Annotated in this window: 17 protein-coding genes; 9 read left to right on the top strand and 8 right to left on the bottom strand. The window is 63.0% G+C overall.

Annotated elements, in window-relative coordinates; translation table 11 throughout:
* Positions 1-60: 60 nt before the first annotated feature.
* From WDB71_RS04685 to WDB71_RS04675, 3 genes are read left to right on the top strand one after another with little or no spacing between them, the layout of a single operon-like run.
* Positions 61-942, top strand: a complete 882-nt coding sequence (locus tag WDB71_RS04685; RefSeq protein WP_341503482.1) for a response regulator — start codon at positions 61-63, stop codon at positions 940-942.
* Positions 939-4,784 (top strand): ATP-binding protein, encoded by a 3,846-nt coding sequence (locus tag WDB71_RS04680; protein ID WP_341503481.1) that lies wholly within the window; start codon positions 939-941, stop codon positions 4,782-4,784. Before WDB71_RS04685 ends, WDB71_RS04680 begins: the two co-directional genes overlap by 4 nt.
* 12 nt (positions 4,785-4,796) lie before the next feature.
* A complete protein-coding gene (locus WDB71_RS04675; protein WP_341503480.1) occupies positions 4,797-5,975 on the top strand; it encodes an EAL domain-containing protein in 1,179 nt (392 codons plus the stop codon).
* On the opposite strand, the gene WDB71_RS04670 is transcribed toward WDB71_RS04675, so the two are convergent.
* The 4 genes from WDB71_RS04670 to WDB71_RS04655 are packed head-to-tail and all read right to left on the bottom strand — an operon-like array spanning position 5,970 to position 8,994.
* On the bottom strand, positions 5,970-7,361 hold the full coding sequence (locus tag WDB71_RS04670) for a PTS transporter subunit EIIC (protein ID WP_341504180.1): 1,392 nt from the start codon (positions 7,359-7,361) through the stop codon (positions 5,970-5,972). The two genes, WDB71_RS04675 and WDB71_RS04670, sit on opposite strands and share 6 nt — an antisense overlap.
* A 50-nt stretch (positions 7,362-7,411) precedes the next feature.
* On the bottom strand, positions 7,412-7,861 hold the full coding sequence (locus tag WDB71_RS04665) for a flavodoxin (protein ID WP_341503479.1): 450 nt from the start codon (positions 7,859-7,861) through the stop codon (positions 7,412-7,414).
* Between the two features lie 31 nt (positions 7,862-7,892).
* Entirely contained in the window at positions 7,893-8,657 is a 765-nt protein-coding gene (truC, locus tag WDB71_RS04660; RefSeq protein ID WP_341503478.1) for a tRNA pseudouridine(65) synthase TruC, read from the bottom strand.
* Positions 8,650-8,994, bottom strand: coding sequence for a YqcC family protein (locus WDB71_RS04655; RefSeq protein WP_341503477.1), 345 nt, complete (start codon positions 8,992-8,994; stop codon positions 8,650-8,652). The genes truC and WDB71_RS04655 overlap by 8 nt, the downstream gene beginning before the upstream one ends.
* A 90-nt stretch (positions 8,995-9,084) precedes the next feature.
* Between WDB71_RS04655 and WDB71_RS04650 the strand changes: the two genes are divergently transcribed.
* Positions 9,085-10,026, top strand: coding sequence for a DUF3549 family protein (locus WDB71_RS04650; protein WP_341503476.1), 942 nt, complete (start codon positions 9,085-9,087; stop codon positions 10,024-10,026).
* Positions 10,023-10,319 carry a DUF3301 domain-containing protein gene (locus WDB71_RS04645; RefSeq protein WP_341503475.1) on the top strand — a complete coding sequence of 99 codons (297 nt, stop codon included), beginning with the start codon at positions 10,023-10,025 and terminating at the stop codon, positions 10,317-10,319. Before WDB71_RS04650 ends, WDB71_RS04645 begins: the two co-directional genes overlap by 4 nt.
* A 1,035-nt stretch (positions 10,320-11,354) precedes the next feature.
* Here the strand turns inward: WDB71_RS04645 and WDB71_RS04640 are convergent.
* Positions 11,355-11,666 carry a DUF962 domain-containing protein gene (locus tag WDB71_RS04640; protein ID WP_341503474.1) on the bottom strand — a complete coding sequence of 104 codons (312 nt, stop codon included), beginning with the start codon at positions 11,664-11,666 and terminating at the stop codon, positions 11,355-11,357.
* Positions 11,663-12,280 carry a GNAT family N-acetyltransferase gene (locus tag WDB71_RS04635; RefSeq protein ID WP_341503473.1) on the bottom strand — a complete coding sequence of 206 codons (618 nt, stop codon included), beginning with the start codon at positions 12,278-12,280 and terminating at the stop codon, positions 11,663-11,665. Before WDB71_RS04635 ends, WDB71_RS04640 begins: the two co-directional genes overlap by 4 nt.
* Before the next feature lie 107 nt (positions 12,281-12,387).
* Here WDB71_RS04635 and WDB71_RS04630 point away from each other — a divergent pair, with 107 nt between their 5' ends.
* The 3 genes from WDB71_RS04630 (at position 12,388) to WDB71_RS04620 (ending at position 13,715) form a co-directional block, all read left to right on the top strand.
* Positions 12,388-12,618 carry a DUF2789 domain-containing protein gene (locus tag WDB71_RS04630; RefSeq protein WP_341503472.1) on the top strand — a complete coding sequence of 77 codons (231 nt, stop codon included), beginning with the start codon at positions 12,388-12,390 and terminating at the stop codon, positions 12,616-12,618.
* Between the two features lie 120 nt (positions 12,619-12,738).
* The gene (locus tag WDB71_RS04625; RefSeq protein ID WP_341503471.1) at positions 12,739-12,945 is read left to right on the top strand and encodes a hypothetical protein; all 207 of its coding nucleotides are present in this window, start codon (positions 12,739-12,741) and stop codon (positions 12,943-12,945) included.
* Complete coding sequence (locus tag WDB71_RS04620) at positions 12,945-13,715, top strand: Zn-ribbon-containing protein (protein ID WP_341503470.1); 771 nt, start codon at positions 12,945-12,947, stop codon at positions 13,713-13,715. The genes WDB71_RS04625 and WDB71_RS04620 overlap by 1 nt, the downstream gene beginning before the upstream one ends.
* Here WDB71_RS04620 and syd read toward each other — a convergent pair.
* Positions 13,696-14,217 (bottom strand): SecY-interacting protein, encoded by a 522-nt coding sequence (gene syd / locus WDB71_RS04615; RefSeq protein WP_341503469.1) that lies wholly within the window; start codon positions 14,215-14,217, stop codon positions 13,696-13,698. The two genes, WDB71_RS04620 and syd, sit on opposite strands and share 20 nt — an antisense overlap.
* Positions 14,218-14,275: 58 nt before the next feature.
* Here syd and queF point away from each other — a divergent pair, with 58 nt between their 5' ends.
* On the top strand, positions 14,276-15,127 hold the full coding sequence (queF, locus tag WDB71_RS04610) for an NADPH-dependent 7-cyano-7-deazaguanine reductase QueF (RefSeq protein WP_341503468.1): 852 nt from the start codon (positions 14,276-14,278) through the stop codon (positions 15,125-15,127).
* A 47-nt stretch (positions 15,128-15,174) separates the two neighbouring features.
* On the opposite strand, the gene WDB71_RS04605 is transcribed toward queF, so the two are convergent.
* Entirely contained in the window at positions 15,175-16,935 is a 1,761-nt protein-coding gene (locus WDB71_RS04605) for a PDZ domain-containing protein (protein WP_341503467.1), read from the bottom strand.
* Positions 16,936-16,967: the final 32 nt, after the last annotated feature.

Here is a 16,967-nt window from a genome sequence, read left to right as displayed (position 1 = left end):
CCAAACAGCGGCTTGCACAGAAAAGGCTATTCTTTAGGTGGAATCTAAGGAGAGGTCTTTATGCGCGTACTGGTCACGGATGACGTCCCCGTCATGTGTCACTTCGTCGCCCACCTGCTGTCATCCCAGGGGGTGGATGAGGTCCTGCAGGCCAACAGCGGCCAGAAGGCCATTGAGCTGCTGAACGAACACGGCGTCGACCTTATCATCTCCGATATCCAGATGGAGCCGGTCAGCGGCGTGGAGCTGCTTTGGAAGGTCCGCACCGATCAGCTCAACTGCCCCCATGATCTGCCCTTCATCATCATCACCGACAACGCCTACCGGGAGGTGCTGGACACCTGTATCCAGCTCGACGTCAACGAATTCCTGGCCAAGCCCATCACCGGCAAGGCGTTGACCGACAAGCTGAAGAGCTGCCAGTCCCAGCAAGGCCGGATCCAGCTTCCGGACCATTACCAGCGCCTGGCCCTGTTTGCCGACAGGGCCGCACCGCAACACCCTGCCGGCAGGGGCCTCAAAAGCAAATCCAGCGGCATGCCCACGGTCAACATCGCCTGGCGCAGTCACTACACCACCGGGCTGGCCCCCCTGGATGCCCAGTTCAAGAAACTGTCACTGCTGGTCAAACGCCAGTCCCACGAACTCAGCCTCGGCAGCGATGCCCAGACCCTGGAGCAGGGCAAGCAGCAGCTGTGCCAAGCCCTGACCGGCATCTCTCAGCACGGCCTCAAGCTCAAGTCGCTGATGGAGGATGACTTCAGCTGGGGCGTCACCCAGGACAGGCTGCGCAAGCTCAACCGCCTGGCAATGGAACTCAGGGAAACCAACTGTAACAATACCAGGCGCCAGGCCAGGGTCCTGCACGCCATAGGCGACTGGTGGCGCGATGCCATCCGGCGGCCTCTGGTGCACCTGGAGAAGGATGAGAACACGGCATGAGATCAGTGCTCCGTTCCCTGCCGAGGCAGCTGGCCATACCGGTGGCGGCCGCCCTGCTGCTGTTTACCATTGCCGGCCTGCAGGCTTATTGGGTCAACAGCCAGGCCAAGGATCATTACCGACTGCTGCTGGCAAAGTCCCTGGATGAGATCCGGTTGGAAATCATGCACTGGCAAGGTGCCCAGAAGGATCTGGCCAGGCAGATCGCCACCAGTGCGGCCTTCAGGCCCTGGTTGACCAAGGAGCTGGAGCCGGGCTCGGCCGAATCCCGCGAACTGGCGGCGCTGCTGGCCCAGTCCGGCTACAGCCGTCACCTGTTGCTGGACAGCCGCTTTGAAGGCGGCGGCAAGGACGCCATCGCCTACGAGCTGCTGCTGAAGCTCAAACGCCACCAGCCCGACTTTTTCACCCGGCTGCAAAAAGACGGTTTCGCCATCAGTCGTCCCATCCTCGGCGGCCGCGGTTTTCCCTACATCACCGGCCTGGCCCTGCCCAGGGTGACGGGAACCCGCTATCTGGTGCTGCTGGGGGATGCCAATCGGGATTTCTTCCCCCTGTTCGAGCGCCGGGGCACCGGCTACACGGGCCAGATCCTGGCCCTGGACCCCCAGGGCAAGCTGCTGGTGCCGGAGCGCCATCCCGGCAGCGGCCATGAGCGCTTCCTGCCCGGCCAACTGCTGTCCGGCAAGGCCGTCGACGAGCCCGGCCGGGCGGCCAGCACCGTCATCCAGACCAAGGCCTTTGCCGACCTGAACGGCTATACCAACCACCATGGCCAGGAAGTCATAGGCCAGGGCGGCTGGTACCCAGAGTTGGGCCTGGGGCTGCTGTCGGAAGTGGGGCGGGACGAAGCCTACCGGATAGCCGATGCCAGCAGCCGCCAGTACTACATCATGGCCATGGTGCTGTCACTGCTGATCCTTGCCGGGCACCAGCTGCTGCTGCATTTCGCCACCCGTACCAAGCGCAGTTTCCAGCAGGCCAAGGCCCTGTTCCAGAACTCCGTGGACGGGGTCATGCTGCTGGACAGCCAGGACACCATAGTGGACATCAACCCGGCCGGTGCCCGCTGCCTGGGCTACGAGCCGGACGAACTCCAGGGCAACCCCTTCTGTTACCTGCTCAGTGCCCAGGAGCAGGCCAAGAACCACCAGACCCTGGCCGAGCACCTGGCGAGCAGCGGCGGCCGGGTGGAGGTCATCACCAGGGACGGTGAGGCCAAATACCTGACCGCGACCATCACCAGCACCGAGAGCCAAGACGGCACTCCCCTGAGCCTGAGTTGCTTTCAGGACGTCACCGAGAAGCAGTACGCCATCGATGAAAAGGAGAACGCCATCAGCCTGCTGTCGGCCATCAGCCGGATCCAGAGCAGCTTCCTTGAACACCGCAACCCCAAGGACAGGCTCAAGGAATCGCTGCTGGCACTGCTCCAGGTCACCCAGAGTCCGGTTGGCTTCCTGGTCGAGCAGGTGCAGGGCCAGGATGAGGTTCAGATCAAATGCCACGCCATAGAGGATCTCAGCTGGAATAACGAAGATCGTCCCAGATTCAAGGACAACCCGGTCGCCACCCTCAAGGACTACGGCCTGATCCCCATGGTCAGCCTGGTGATCAAGGACAGACAACTGGTCATCAACAACAATTGTCCCAGCCAGATAGGTCATGACGGTCACGGCCTGGAGCCGGTCAATTCGGTGCTGGGCATACCGCTGATCACCCAGGATGAATGCCTGGGCATGGTGGGCCTGGCCAACCGCCAGGACGGCTATACCCATCAGGTGCTGGAGAACCTGCAGCCGGTGCTGGACACCCTGGCCGCCATCATCCTGGAAGAGCGCCTCAAGCGGGAAAGGGCCAGGCAGTCGGAGCACCTGCTGCAGGCCAAGAACGAGGCCGAATCGGCCAACAAGGCCAAGAGCTTCTTCCTGGCCACCATGAGCCACGAGATCCGCACCCCCCTCAACGGCATCGTCGGCATGGTGGACGAGCTGCGCCGGACCACCCTCAATCCCGAACAGCGGCGCTTCTGCGACGTGATCCAGGCCTCGTCCGATGCCCTGCTCAACATCATCAATGACATCCTCGATTTTTCGAAGCTGGAGTCCGGCGAGCTGGCGCTGGTCCAGGAGGAGTTCGATCTCCTCGACATGTGCCACAACGTCTGCACCACCCTCTACAAGGTGGCCAAGGAAAAGGGCATCGAGCTGTTGATGAACTACCCGCCCCAGGTCCCCTTCAAGGTCGAGGGAGACAGCCTGAGGGTAAGGCAGATCCTGGTCAACCTGCTCGGTAATGCCGTCAAGTTCACCGACGACGGCTTCGTGGTGCTGTCGGTTTCCCTGCGGGATGGCCTGCTGCACATCGAGGTGGAAGACACCGGCATCGGCATGACCGAAGCGGCCTGCCAACAGGTCTTCGACAAGTTTCGCCAGGCCGACCAGAGTTCCACCCGCCGCTTCCAAGGCACAGGCCTGGGTCTGGCCATTACCAAGAGCCTGGTCGAAGCCATGCACGGCACCATCAACGTGCAAAGCCAGGTGGATGTGGGCAGCTCCTTTGTCGTCGCCCTGCCCCTGCCTTACCAGCAGCTTCCCCAGCTGCCGACCCTGCCGGAGTCCTTCAATTGCCTGGTGATCTGCAACAGGCGCATGCGCGACTGCATCAGCCCACTCATCGAGCCCCTTGGGGTCAACCGGCTGACCTTCGCCCGCTCCATCAACCAGGGCCTTGAGCACTTCCTGGTCTTCGAAGCCACCGGCAGCCCCTATGATCTGGTGATCATCGATGACAGCTGCCTCAACACCAGCCTGCAGAGCCTGGATGCCACCCTGTCCGAATCCGCCCTCAAGGCCAAGTTGCTGATCTGTTCGTCCATGCTCAGCATCGACTCCACCTTCCGCACCATGAACAGCCTGGTCGGCTTCGTGGTCAAGCCAATCCACGTCCGTGAACTGGCCCAGACCATAGAGAAGATCGTGCAGATGAGCCAGCAGGGGCTGTCGGCTAGGGAGATCAGCCAGAGACTGGCCGAGCAGCGGATGGCGGTGGAGAACATCGACGGCCGCCAATACCCGCTGACGGCGCTGATTGCCGAAGACTACCCCATCAACCAGGAGATGGCGCTGATGGCGGCCCGCAAGCTGGGCCTGACCCCGCTGCTGGTAGAGGACGGCGCCCAGGCGGTGAAGATCTACAAGGAAAAGCAGCAGGATATCGACCTGATCCTGATGGATTGCCAGATGCCGGTAATGGACGGCTACGAGGCCAGCCGGCAGATCCGCACCTTCGACCCCCAGGTCCCCATAGTGGCGGTGACCGCCAACGCCCTGGCCGGCGACAAGCGCAAGTGCCTGGATGCGGGCATGAGCCACTATATTGCCAAACCGATCAAAATTCGCGATATCGCCGAGATCCTGGAGCAGTTGATGGCCTCGGGGCAGTTCCGGGCCAGGAGCCGCAACCAATTGGGCAGCAAGGATGCGCTGCCGGTGGTGGAGGAAGACTGGCTGGATCTGTCACTGCTCAAGGAAGAAACCGGCGGCGACAAGGACATCATGCAGAGCCTGGTCAGCCACTTCCTGCAAACCCTGGAAGAAGATGGTGACGACCTGATCCGGCTGTGTCGTGATGCCGAGCATGCCCAGGTCGCCAAGCAGGCCCACAAGCTCAGGGGCGCGGCCCGTATCTTTGGCTGCCAGCGCCTTATCGACAGCCTCCAGGAGCTGGAGGGCAAGGCCAAGTCGAGCAACAACGGTGTCCTCAAGGAGGATGCCGACCACATCGCCGAGATCTGCCTGACCACCAAGCAGCATCTGCAGCAGTTTGTCACCACTGAGTAGGGAGAAAGCGGGATGCGCATCGTCATAGTGGAAGACGACCCTCACCACGAGCAATTGATCAGCCATCAACTGCGCAAGCTGGGGGAAGAGATCCATGTATTTCAGTCGGTGACCGAGGCCAGCGACTTCATGGCCCCCATAGCCCAGCCCTTCGACCTGCTGGTCTGTCACCTGCATCCCGGTACCGAAGAGGTGATTGATTTCCTGCGCTTCTGCGGCGAAACCAACCAGTGCCGTGCCCTGCTCTTCTATTCCTCAATCGAGGCCGGTGTGCTCTATGCCATGGGTGTGCTGGCACGGCATTTCGGCCTGCACTTCCTGGGGGCGCTGAACAGGCCAGCCCGGCTCATCGAGCTGGAGAGCAAGCTGGCCCTGCTGGAAAACTGGCTGGACGCCCAATCCGACAAGGCCGCCCTGCGCCTGATCGGTCAGTGCAGCAAGGACGACATTCTCCAGGCCATGGAGCTGGATCAGTTCCACCCCTATGTTCAGGCCAAGCACAGACCCAGTGGCGAGATCAGCGGGGTGGAGATCTTGGCCCGCTGGCTGCGTGACGACAGCCTGATCCCACCGGCAGCCTTCATCGAGCAGATAGACAAGCTGGGGCTGGCCGACCCCTTTGCCTTCCATCTGCTGGAAAAGGCGCTCAGGGACCTCAAGGACTGCCCGGGGATCCGGCTGTCACTGAACCTGACGCCACTGGTGGTACTCAATGCCAGCTTCAGCGACCAGCTGCTGACCCTGTGTGACCGCTACCAGTTTCAACCGGAACGCCTGACCCTGGAAATGGATGAAGGGGCCTACGCCCCGGACAACCCGGAAACCATCGAAAATCTGGCCCGGGTCAGGCTGCACGGCGTCAATGTGGCCCTGGATCACTTCGGTACCGGTGCGGTTTCCCTGGTGCAACTGTGCGAGCAGCCCATTTCCGAGCTCAAGATCGACAAATCCTTCTACCTGGACCTCAAGATCAACGACAAGAAGATGACCGCCATGCAGGCCATCGCCCAACTCTGCAAGGCCATGTCCTTCAACCTGGTGATGGAGGGTATCGAAACCACCGAGCACCAGGCCCTGGCCAGGGAGCTGGAAGCGGATGAGGTTCAAGGCTTTCTGTATTCTGCGCCCATGAGCATCCCGGCCTTCGTCAAGCTGTATCTGGACGAAAAGGCCAAGGCGACCGGCTCATAGCTGTTTCGCCAGGGCGTCCTTGAGGCCGGCGGCCCGGGCACCGAACACCAGCTGCACGCCCGTGCCTATCATCACCACCCCGCTGGCCCCCAGGCGGCGACAGGCCGCCTTGTCGACCATGTCGACATCCCGGACCTGCAACCGCAACCTGGTGATACAGGCATCCACCCGCACGATGTTGTCCCTGCCACCCAATGCCGCCACCAGGGCATCCGCCACCACCCTTTCCGAGGCCGGGGCCGGCTCCAATCGCCGACCACGCCCCGGCGTCGCCAACCGGAACAGCCTGATGGCCAAGGAGAAGCTCAGGTAGTAGATCAGCGCATACAGGGGGATCAGCCAGGCCAGGGGCGCCAGGCTGTGGGCCAGGGGCCAGTACAGCAGAAAATCCAGCAAGCCCTGCGAAAAGCTCATGCCATGGTGCACTTCCAGCAGGCTGCACAGCAGAAAAGCCAGGCCGGACAGCAGGCAATGCCAGAGATACAGCAGGGGCGCCACGAACAGGAAGCTGAACTCGATGGGCTCGGTAACCCCGGTCAGCATGGACGCCAGGGCGCCGGACAGCATCAGGCCACCGACCCGCCGGCGCTCCTGGGGCCTGGCCTGGCGCCAGATGGCCAGGGCCGCCATCGGCAGCCCCACCATCTTGATCAGGTAGCCCCCGGCCAGGTGGCCGGCCGTGGGATCGCCGGCCAGGAAACGGCGCATCTCGCCGCGGATCCAGTCGCCCCCGGCCAGGCGGCACTGCCCCGCCTCGTTGAGGCCGGCTTGGTACTGGCCTTCCACCAGGCAGGCGCCACCGGTCTCCCACCAGAAGGGCACATTCCATATATGGTGCAGGCCAAAGGGCAGCAACAGCCGCTCGCCAAGGCCATAGAGACTGAAAGCTAGGGTTGGGTTTTCGGTGACGGCCCAGTGGGAGAAGCCGCTGATGCCCGCAGACAGCTTGGGCCAGAACAGCGCCAGTCCCGCCGCCATCGCCAGGGCCGCCGGCACCACCAGCACCGCCAGCAAGCGCGCGCCACTGAAAAAGCCCAGGAAGGCCGGCGGCCGCCAGCGCTGGCTGCGGGCATGGAGCCAGTACACCATCAGCCCCACCAGCACGCCGCCAATGGCGCCGGTGTCCAGCCCCTGCTGTGCCGGGCTCAAGGCTGCCAGGCCGGTATCCATGATGAGATAGGCCACCACCGCGGCCAGGGCGGCACCACCGTCATTGCCGCTGAGGCCAACCACCACGCCAACGGCAAACAGCAACCCCAGGTTGTCGAACACCATGTTGCCGGTGGCAAAGAGCAGTTGGCTGAGTTCAAGGGGCAACCAGGCCAGTTGCGCCGCCCCCACCCCCAGCAGCAGGCCGGCCGCCGGCAACACCGTCACCGGCAGCATCAGCGCCTGGCCCAGCCGCTGCAGTATGGCGAAGAGCGGCCCCTTCACGGTCAGAGTTTCTCGAGCAGGGTGTCGAGCCAGCTCAGCGCCGGCCCTTCCGGCTCCAGGGTCTCACAGGCATCGATGTCCAGCCGGGGCGCCAGCGCGCCGCCGCCAAGCTCTGCCAGCAGCTCGTCAAACTGGCGGCCGGCGCCACAGAAGGTATCGCCGTAGCTGGAGTCCCCCAGGCTAATGACCCCGAAAGGCAGGCCGTTCAGGAGCGGAAAGCTGTCCTTCAGCTCCAGGTAGAAGGGCAACAGGTTGTCCGGTATGTCCCCCTGGCCGGTAGTCGAGGTGATCACCAGCAGCGCATCGGGCCGCGGCTCCAGCACCTTATCCAGGGAGGCTTCCCCCTCCAGGCGTACCTGATGGCCGGCACCCTGCAAGTGCTCGCTGACCACTTCCGCCAACTGCTCGGCGGCGCCATAGACGGTGCCGTACACCAGCGCAATTACTGCCATGATCCTGTCTCTTTGCTGTTTTCACCCATTATTACAGAGCCTTGCGCGCCTCGGCCAGCAGCGCCTGTCCGTCCCAGCCGAAACGGGCAAACAGCCCGGCCCAGCTGTCCGGCAGGGCCGAGCGCAACACCAGGGACTCGCCGGTCACCGGGTGGTTCAGGCGCAGCTCGTGGGCCCACAGGGCCAGTTCGCTAAAGTCCAGCTCGTTGCGGAACAGGCGGTTATGACGGCCGTCGCCATGGGTAGTGTCGCCGATCAGGTGATGGCTGAGGTGGTGGAAATGCCTGCGGATCTGGTGCTTGCGCCCGGTCAGCGGCCGGCAGGCCACCAGGCTGTAACGGGCGCTGGGGTAGCGTCCCACCGCATAGGGCAGCTCGACATGGGCCAGGGGCTCATAGCGGGTGACCGCCTGTTGCGGTCCCTTGTCCTGGCAGGCCCTGCCGTCCGTGGTCTTGTCCAGCTCCTCCACCAGCGGATAGTCCAGCTCGTCGCCCGCCAGCACATGGCCGCGAGCCAGGGCCAGGTACTTCTTGACGACGGCTCTGGCTTCAAACTGGGCCGACAGCAGCCGGGCCATCTCGCTGCTCAGTGCGAACAGCAACACCCCCCGGGTCGGCTTGTCGAGGCGATGCACGGGGTAGACATGCTGCCCCAGCTGGTCGCGCAGCAGCTGCATGGCAAAAAAACGCTCGCCTTTGGCGAGCTTGCTGCGATGCACCAGGAGGCCGGGGGGCTTGTCGATGGCGACCAAGTGCTCATCCTGGTAGAGGATGGTCAGCTGCGGCGCGTCAGCCATTTTTGTCACGCACCCGCTTGCCGGACAACAGTTCGTCCACATCGGCAAAGAGATCCAGCAGCGGATCCAGGCGCTCACCGTGCTCCTTCCACGACTCCTCGGCCATGGGGCAGACGCTGATGTTGCTGGGGGCTTGACCCTGCTGCACCATGACCTTCAGCTTGGGCAGCATCACAAACTGCACCCACTGCTCAAACGCCAGGGTATCCACGCAGAAGGGCTGGGTGCTGGCCAGGGCCTCTTCGGCGGGTTCTTCATCCGACCAGAGGCCCTGGACCTGCATTTCCATTTCGATGGCTTCCAGTTTGGCCAGAACGGTAACAATGCGTTGACTCATAGTTCACTCCACCACGTTGCATGGGACAAGGATACCATCACCGCTGCCCAGCCCCTATAATGCCCGGCGCCAGCCAATGAAGGAGCCTCCATGTCGATTTCCAACCTTGCCGAGTTTCTGGCCGCTTCCGGCGCCCAGTATCGCGTCTTCGATATGGGCCGCAGGGTCACCTGCCTGCCCCAACAGGATTTCGAAGCCATAGCCGCGGGCACCCAGCCCTACCCCATGCCGCTGAAACGCCATGCCTGGCTGGGCATCGTCTTCTGGCAGACCCAGCCCTTCATCTGGTTCGTACACCTGCCCGTGGACGAGCAAGGGCTCTTGGAGCAGGGTGCTTCGGCGCAGTTCATGGCCCTGGTGATGGCGGCCATGCAGAGCGACAGCAACGAGCTGCCCGACAACCCCTTCACCTTCAAGCCGACCATGGAGAAGCTGGCCAGCTTCCACAGCCAGATCAGGTTGTTGCTGGGCGAACCCGCCTCCCTGCACTATGAGCAGGCCCAGTCCTACTTCCGCGGCCAACTGCCGTGGCAGGATTGGTCGCAGCTGGGCGTCCAGGGTATCGCCGATGTGGCGGTCAGGGACAGGCACCAGGACTGGTTCAGGGACAACCTGGCACAACTGCCGGCGCCTGTCCTGGAAGCGCTCTGCCAGCAGCTGGAACACCTCAGCCTGCCCCAAGAGCTGGTCGAGGCCCTCTACCAACTGTTCCTCAGCAAAGGAAAGCTCTGCCTGGCCCGGGCCCTGGCCGGCAGCGATAGGGCTGAGCAGGTCGTCGATCAACTGCTGACCCGAGGCGATCTCCAGGCCCTGGTGGCGATCGCCGGGCGCCTCTGGAAGCCCCTCCAGGATCCGGCCCGGCTCCAGCCCTTTCTGGAGCAGGCCGCCGAGCTGGCCGAAGGAGACGGTTTCAGGGCCCTCTTTGCCGATCTGGTGATGCTACCGGATCTGAGGGTATTCATCCTGGCGCTGCTGCGCCAACCCCAGTCACCGGCCCTGGCCCAGGCTCTGGACAGACTGGCAGCCAAATGAACATCGCCATCCTGATCCTGCTGTGCCTGGCGCTGGTGGGTGTCTTCTGGCAGCAACGCCAGCAGGCGGAAATGGCGCAGCGTTTTGCCATCAAGCTCTGTCGTGATCACCGATTGCAATATCTGGAGCTGGCCCTGGACGGGCGTCGCCTGGAGAAGCGCCTGGGGCGCTGGGGGCTGCGCTACGACTACCGGCTCTACGTCAGTGTCAGGCCAGAGGAACGCTACCAGGCCGCTTTCAGCCTCTGGAAGGGCAAATTGATCGAGTTGGATCTGCCGGTGGTCCGGGAATAAAGGAAGGCCGGCTGGAGCCTTGCCCCAGCCGGCCTGAGCGGCACGGATGTCGATTCCTTGCTCTGTGGTGCTCCCTGCATCAATCCCTGATGCTCCCAATCCTTGGGAATTCCCTTAAGGCTTCCACCTTGAAGCTGTCCTTTCGAACATCCTGTTCGGGTCGAACGTCCTGTCCAACCAACGCCTCATCCTGAGACTGTCCAAACCATCTTCCTGACGGCCCGCACCATCCTGGCGCTTATCCTTGCTTCCGGCCATCCTGACCGGGTTGCTTCATCCTGAAGCCTGTCCTTGTTATCGGCGTCCTGCCGACACTGATAAGACTACTCGCTGTGGCTTCACTCACAAGCCGCCATGGCGGCACTTTTGGCACACCGCTGCTGCCAAGCCAATAGAGCAACCACTCAAAGCACTGTTTTAAAAGAACTTTTCCAAAAAAGCCAAGCCGATGATGCAATCAGAAATCGCTTTGTCGCAAGGATTTGTAAGAGATCTCGCACAAGGCACCGGGGCGGTCGCGGTAGGTGTTTTACCGGCCCCAAAAAGAAAAGACCGGTCGGGGCCAACCCCAACCGGCCTGAGCGGCGCGGATGTCGATTCCTTGCTCTATCGTGCTCCTTGCATCAGTCCCTGATGCTCCCTGTCCCTGGGATCTCCCTGTTCCTTCTTCCTGAAGGTGCTCCCTTGCGATCATCCTGATCCGGCAACCCGTCCCGGGCAGCCTCTCGCTTCGTCCTGAAACGTCCTCACCACCCTCCTGGCGGTGCACACCATCCCGGTGCTTTCCCTGTTCCGGCCTCCTGGCCGGGCTGCTCTTTCGAGCCTGTCCTAAATGTCAGCGTCCTGCCGACGGTGATAATTCTAGGCAATCGCTTTCCCGGAACAAGGCTGGAGGCTGTACGCAAGTTCGCCGCCTGGCCAACAGAACACCAGGACATAAGATTATTCCCTTTCTTTATAATCACTTAGACTGAATCGACTGGGCATTGCTCCCTGACCTTTTCCGGATTCTCTCACCAAATTGTGAGATATTTCCTACAAGGTGCGGCGCCAATGACTGCGGATCGCCTGCCAGAGCATCAACCAGTCTCCCATCAGGCTGTATAGGGGATGGCGGAAGGTCACGGGCCGGTTCTTTTCGAAAAGACCATGGCCGAGCCAGGCGAGGCCATAGCCCAGCAGCAGCGGTAGCCACCACAGCTGCCACGCCGAAAAGAGGCAGATGGCCAGCAGCGACAACAGCGCCAGGACGTTGCCCAGGTAGTGCAGACGCCGGCAACCGGGATGGCGGTGCTCGGCCAGGTAGTCGGGATAGAACGCCCGGAAGGAGGCGTACCTGGCTTTCATTCGCCTCTGCTTACCAGCAGCGCCAGCTCCTGGCCGGCGAAAGCCAGCTGCCCCTGGACCCCAAAGCCCTGGGCGGCAAAGAAGTCCGCCAGTTGCGGTTGGCTCAGCACCAGGGCCAGGCAGGAGGCGCCCGACTCGCGGCTGGCACCGATGGCGGCGTCCAGCAGCAACCTGCCCGTGCCCTGGCGCTGGTTGACGGGTGCAACCGCGATAAAGGCCAGCCAGTCGAAGTTCTGCTCGCCCACGGCCCGGATCAGATCCACCTCCAGTCCCAACCACTGCTGGGTGCTGCCAAGGCCCGCAGTCAACAGCATCTTGAAGCGCCAACTCCATATCTTGCCGGCCGACTGGGGTTCACTAACCAGGCAGGCCACGGCAATGAGCCTGTCCCCCTCGAAGAGCCCCAGCACCCGCTGCTTGGTTTGCCAGAGGTACTGCAGCTCCTCGCGGATGGCCGCCCGCAGCCGGCTCTCGTAGTCCGCCTTGGTACTTTGAAACAGGGACATGAACAGCGGGTCGTCATGGTAGGCCTGGTAGAGGATGGTGGCGGCCACCCGCATGTCTTCGGCGGTCAACCATTGGGCTCTGAGCTGGTGGGCTTCGGCGGTACTCATGGGCTGGTCCTTTTTTGAGCAGACCAGTTGAAGCTAACCCTTTTTTAACAATCAGGCAATGACCGGCCCTGCTAAGCTTGCAGTGAGTTTCCTCTCGGAGATCCACCATGGAATCAGCACTGCATTCGCTGGCCGAACTTTTTGCCCAATTGGGCCTCGACAACGATCCCCAGGCCATCGAGGGTTTCATCCAGCAGCACAAGGGCCTGAACGCCCGTACCGCCCTGCCCGATGCCGCGTTCTGGAACCATGCCCAGGCCAGCTTCCTGCGCGAGGGCCTGAGTGACGATTCCGACTGGGCCGAGCTGATCGATGAACTGGACGTGCGTTTGCGCTAGCTTTATGGCGAAATAGCGCCTTTCCCGTCATTGTGCGAAAGGCCCATGTCCGCAACCGACCTCCGCCCGCTGCTAGATAACGTCATTGCGCAACTCCAAGCCGAGGGCAAAAGCCCGTCAGTGGCCCTGGTCAAGAGTCGCCTTGGCCGGCCCTGCCCCCTGCCGCTGATCATCCAGGCCCTGCAGGGTGCGCCGGCCCAGCCTCCAGCCCAGGAAAAGCTCCCCTTCACCGCCGAACAGCAAGCCTGGATCCAGGCGGCCATAGCCGCCGCCCTGGCACCGTTACAGGCCGAGATCGACCGCCTCAAGACCGGGGAGCCGCGCTGATGTTCGTTGTGGAAGTCGCCTTCGACGTCTATGAAGACACCCCCATCTCGGTGGCCGAGCGGGCCATCATGCAGCTGTTCGATGCCTGGCGCCACAACGGCCAGGTCACGGGCCGGGAGCTGCCTACCATCATGGAAGAAGGCAGCCTGGTGCTGAGAGCCGTCTGCCCGGAGGCGGACAGCCTGCACCCCGAACATCATTCCAATATCGTTCGCCATGCCCTCAAGGGCCTTGGCCAGGCGGGCCTGACCCAGCCCCGGGTCCGCTGCCTGGGCCAGGATCTCTTTTCCGACAGTACCGATCCCTGCGACAAGCCCAGCTGGCAGCTGCTCTACACCACCTTCGTGCACAGCTGCAGCCCACTGCGCTGTGGCGACCACTTCCTGCCCATCCCGCTCTACCGGCTGCCTGCCCTGGCCAACGGCGATCACAAGCTGCTGCTGAGGTGGCAGGATGACTGGATGGCCTGTGACCAGTTGCAGATGAACGGGGTCAGCGCCGAGCAGGCCTGCCTGAAGGAAATGGGCGATCACCAGAGCCCCATGGCCAGGCGTGGCCGGGATTTCTGCAAGCGGCTGGAGATTTTGAGCGGCGTGCCCACCTACTACTACCTGTACCGGGTCGGTGGCGAAAGCCAGGAAACCGAGGCGAACAGGCCCTGCCCGTGCTGCGGCCAGCCCTGGCGACTGGCTGAAAGCCTGCACGGCGTCGTCGACTTCAAGTGCGATGCCTGCCGCCTGGTCTCCAACCTCAGCTGGGATTTCCAGTAAGGCTGTCGAGGAACTCGGCCAGGGAGAGGGCCACCACTTCCCTGGCCTCCTGGCCCACGGGCTCCAGCACCACCTCGCCACTGAGGTTGTCCACGGACAGCAGCAGATCGTCGTCGTCGGTGCAGGCGAAGAACAGGGTCAGCGGCTGGCCCAGGCGACGTTTCATCAGCACATGGCCGATGAGGTTTTCCTGCAGCCGCCGGAAGTCTTCCTCGTTCCAGACCCCCAGCAGGGTGACCTGGCCGCGCTCATGGTGCACCGTCAGGTGTTCGGCATAGTAAGCGCCAAAGAAGGCCTTGATGCTGGGGTGCAGCGTCTCGCCCAGGGCCTGTTCCACATTGGCGAAGTCGCCGGGGGGCTCCTGGCGTACCGGTTGCCAGTGCCCGTCTCCGCGATCACAGGGCGAAGGCCAGTCCGGGTCCGGCTGCCATTGCCAGCATTCGGGCCAGGACTGCAAGCGCCGGTAGAGATGTTCCAGGGCCGCGAGGGTGGGCTTATCCATTGGGTCTGTTCCTACAACACAGTACAATAAGGGGCAGTGTATCCAAGCAGTGACCAAGATGACAAAAGCCACACCCTATGAAGGCGCCAAGGAGCTGTCCGGCCTGACCCTGGGCAGGGAGACCCGCTATCAGGACCAGTACGACCCCACCCTGTTGCAGGGTGTGCCTCGGACCCTGAACCGGGACGCCCTGGGCCTGGGCGACAGCCTGCCCTTTCATGGCGTCGATATCTGGAACGGCTACGAGCTGTCCTGGCTCAATGGCAAAGGCAAGCCGGTGGTGGCCGTGGGCCGTTTCTGGATCCCCGCCGACACCCCGAACCTGGTGGAATCCAAGTCCTTCAAGCTCTACCTCAACTCCTTCAACCAGAGCCGCTTCGACAGCCAGGCGCAGGTACAGGCCACCCTGGCGGAAGATCTGAGCCGCTGCGCCGGCGGTCCGGTTCGGGTGGCCCTGTTCCACCCGGATCAGCTGGCCGGCCAGTCCCTGGCCAGGCTGGACGGCGAACTGCTGGACGAGCTGGACATCGCCGTGGCCGGCTATGACTTCGATGCCACCCTGCTGGACGGCATCGCCGGCGACGAGGTGGTGGAAGAGACCCTGGTCAGCCACCTGCTCAAGTCCAACTGCCTGATCACCAGCCAGCCGGACTGGGGCTCCGTGGCCATCCACTATCTGGGCCCGAAACTGGACCGGGAAAAGCTGCTGCGCTACCTGATCTCCTTCCGCCAGCACAATGAGTTCCACGAGCAGTGCGTGGAGCGGATCTTCACCGATCTGATGCGGGCCGCCGGCCCGGAAAGACTCAGTGTCTATGCCCGCTATACCAGAAGGGGCGGCCTGGATATCAATCCCTACAGAAGCACGGGCTCAGAAGAACCTGAAGATCTGCGCCTGCCAAGGCAGTGATGGTGTTGTACTGATAAAAAAGCCCGCTGGTCAGCGGGCTTTTTCGATCAGGCCTTGGGGTGGTCGAGGCCGATCCAGGCCTTGAAGGCCCGTTTCTGCGCCTTGCTGGGCTTGTCGACGGCCACCACGCTGAACTTGCCGGCCCGCTCGCCCAGGGTCACCGGCAGGCGGATAAGGCGATCGCGGCGGAACAGCGCCAGCTCGATTGTCTCACCCGCCTTGGCCTCCTTGAGGCGCGCCTCCAGGGTCCCCGGCGCCAGGCGCAGACCATTCCAGGCCACCAGCACATCGCCCGGGGTCAGGCCCGCCTGCCAGGCCGGGCTGCCCTTCTCCACCGCCACCAGGGTGCCGGGCAGCTGGCTGTCGTCCAGGGTGGCCCCCAGGAACGCCTGGGCCTCTTCCCGCTTAAGCTCCAGACCGAACTGGGCCAGCAGGGCATCGAAGTCGACCGGCGACGGGGCCTGGACATGCTCCCGCCAGAAAGCGCCGTAGTCCCGGCCGGACAGGGCCTTGAGTTCCTTGAGCACATCGGCGTCGTTGAAGGTACCCGGCACCCGGTAGCCCTGGTAGAGGCGGTCGTGGAGCTGGCGATAGCTGTGCCTGTTGTCGCTGTCGGCCAGCAGCTTGGCGTCCAGCAGCCAGGACACCAGGTAGCCTTCGGAGTAGATGTTCACCGAGTGGTTGCGGCCGTAGTCGCCGCCGGTCTCGATCCAGCTGTCGAAGCTGGCCTCGGACACGGACTGTACCTCACGTCCCGGGGTCGCCAGGTGGGCCTGGGCCTTCTTGCCCAGGTTGACGAGATACTCGTCCACCGTCATCACCCCGGAGCGCAGCAGCAGCTGGTCCTGCAGGTAGCTGGTGGAGCCCTCCGACAACCACAGCAGGGTGCTGTAGTTTTCCTGCTGGTAGTCGTAGGGAACCAGCCCTTGTGGCCGGTAAGCCTTGACGTTCCAGGTGTGGACGAACTCATGGGCGGCGGTGGATATAAAGCCCAGGTAGTTTTCCCGCGGAGCAAAGGCGAAGCGGTGCCTCTGGATGATGGTGGAGTTGAGGTGCTCGGTGGCACCGCGGGCACCGGAAGTGGCATGGACCATGAACACATAGCGGTCGAAGGGATAGCCGCTCCAGATGGCGTCGGCGGAAGCCACCAGCTTCTTGAGATCGGCAACCATGGCCTCGCCGTCGTGGTTGCCTTCCCCCCAGATCACCAGCTCGTAATCCCGGCCGTCGACCCTGAACCGATAATCCTCGTGGATGCCGCTCTCGATGGGCGAGTCCACCAGCACGTCGTAGTTGTCGGCCTTGAAACTGTGTTCACCGGTCGCCTCCATACCGGAGACGCTGCGCCAGCCCTGGGGCACTTCCAGCGACACGCTCACCGGCTCTTGGCGGAGCTGGTCCGCATACATGAAGGCGCCGCTGGCATCGATGAAGGCGTGGGAATCATCGATATGATGGACCCGCTCGGCAAGGCGGTTGGCGTAGAGCTGGTAGCTGACCTCGATGGCCTGGTCCCGGCTGCCCTGGATCTGCCAGCTGCTCTTGTCGAGCTTGCTGACGGCCATCGCCTGGCCGTCCAGGGTGCGGGCCCGGAAAGAGCGGATGCCGTTGGCCTGATCCAGGATCTCGTAGCGGCCGGTACGCCACACCGGCAGCTTCAGGGTCAGGCTCTCGGCCTCGGTGGCGGGCAGGGTCATGGTGACCTCTGCCAGATGGTGGGCCGGCTCGGTCATGCGCAGCTGGTACCGGACCTCGGACTGGGCGTAAAAGGCGGTGGTGGCTAACAAAAGTGGAAATAAAGGCTTCATGCCATGCCCCTGACTATTTATGCTTATACCTA

Origin of the sequence: Gallaecimonas sp. GXIMD4217 (assembly GCF_038087665.1) — a bacterium.
In the GTDB taxonomy this organism is placed as follows: Bacteria; Pseudomonadota; Gammaproteobacteria; order Enterobacterales; family Gallaecimonadaceae; genus Gallaecimonas.
The sequence above is the reverse complement of the archived record's forward strand: the minus strand, read 5'-3'. Positions and strand labels throughout refer to the sequence as shown.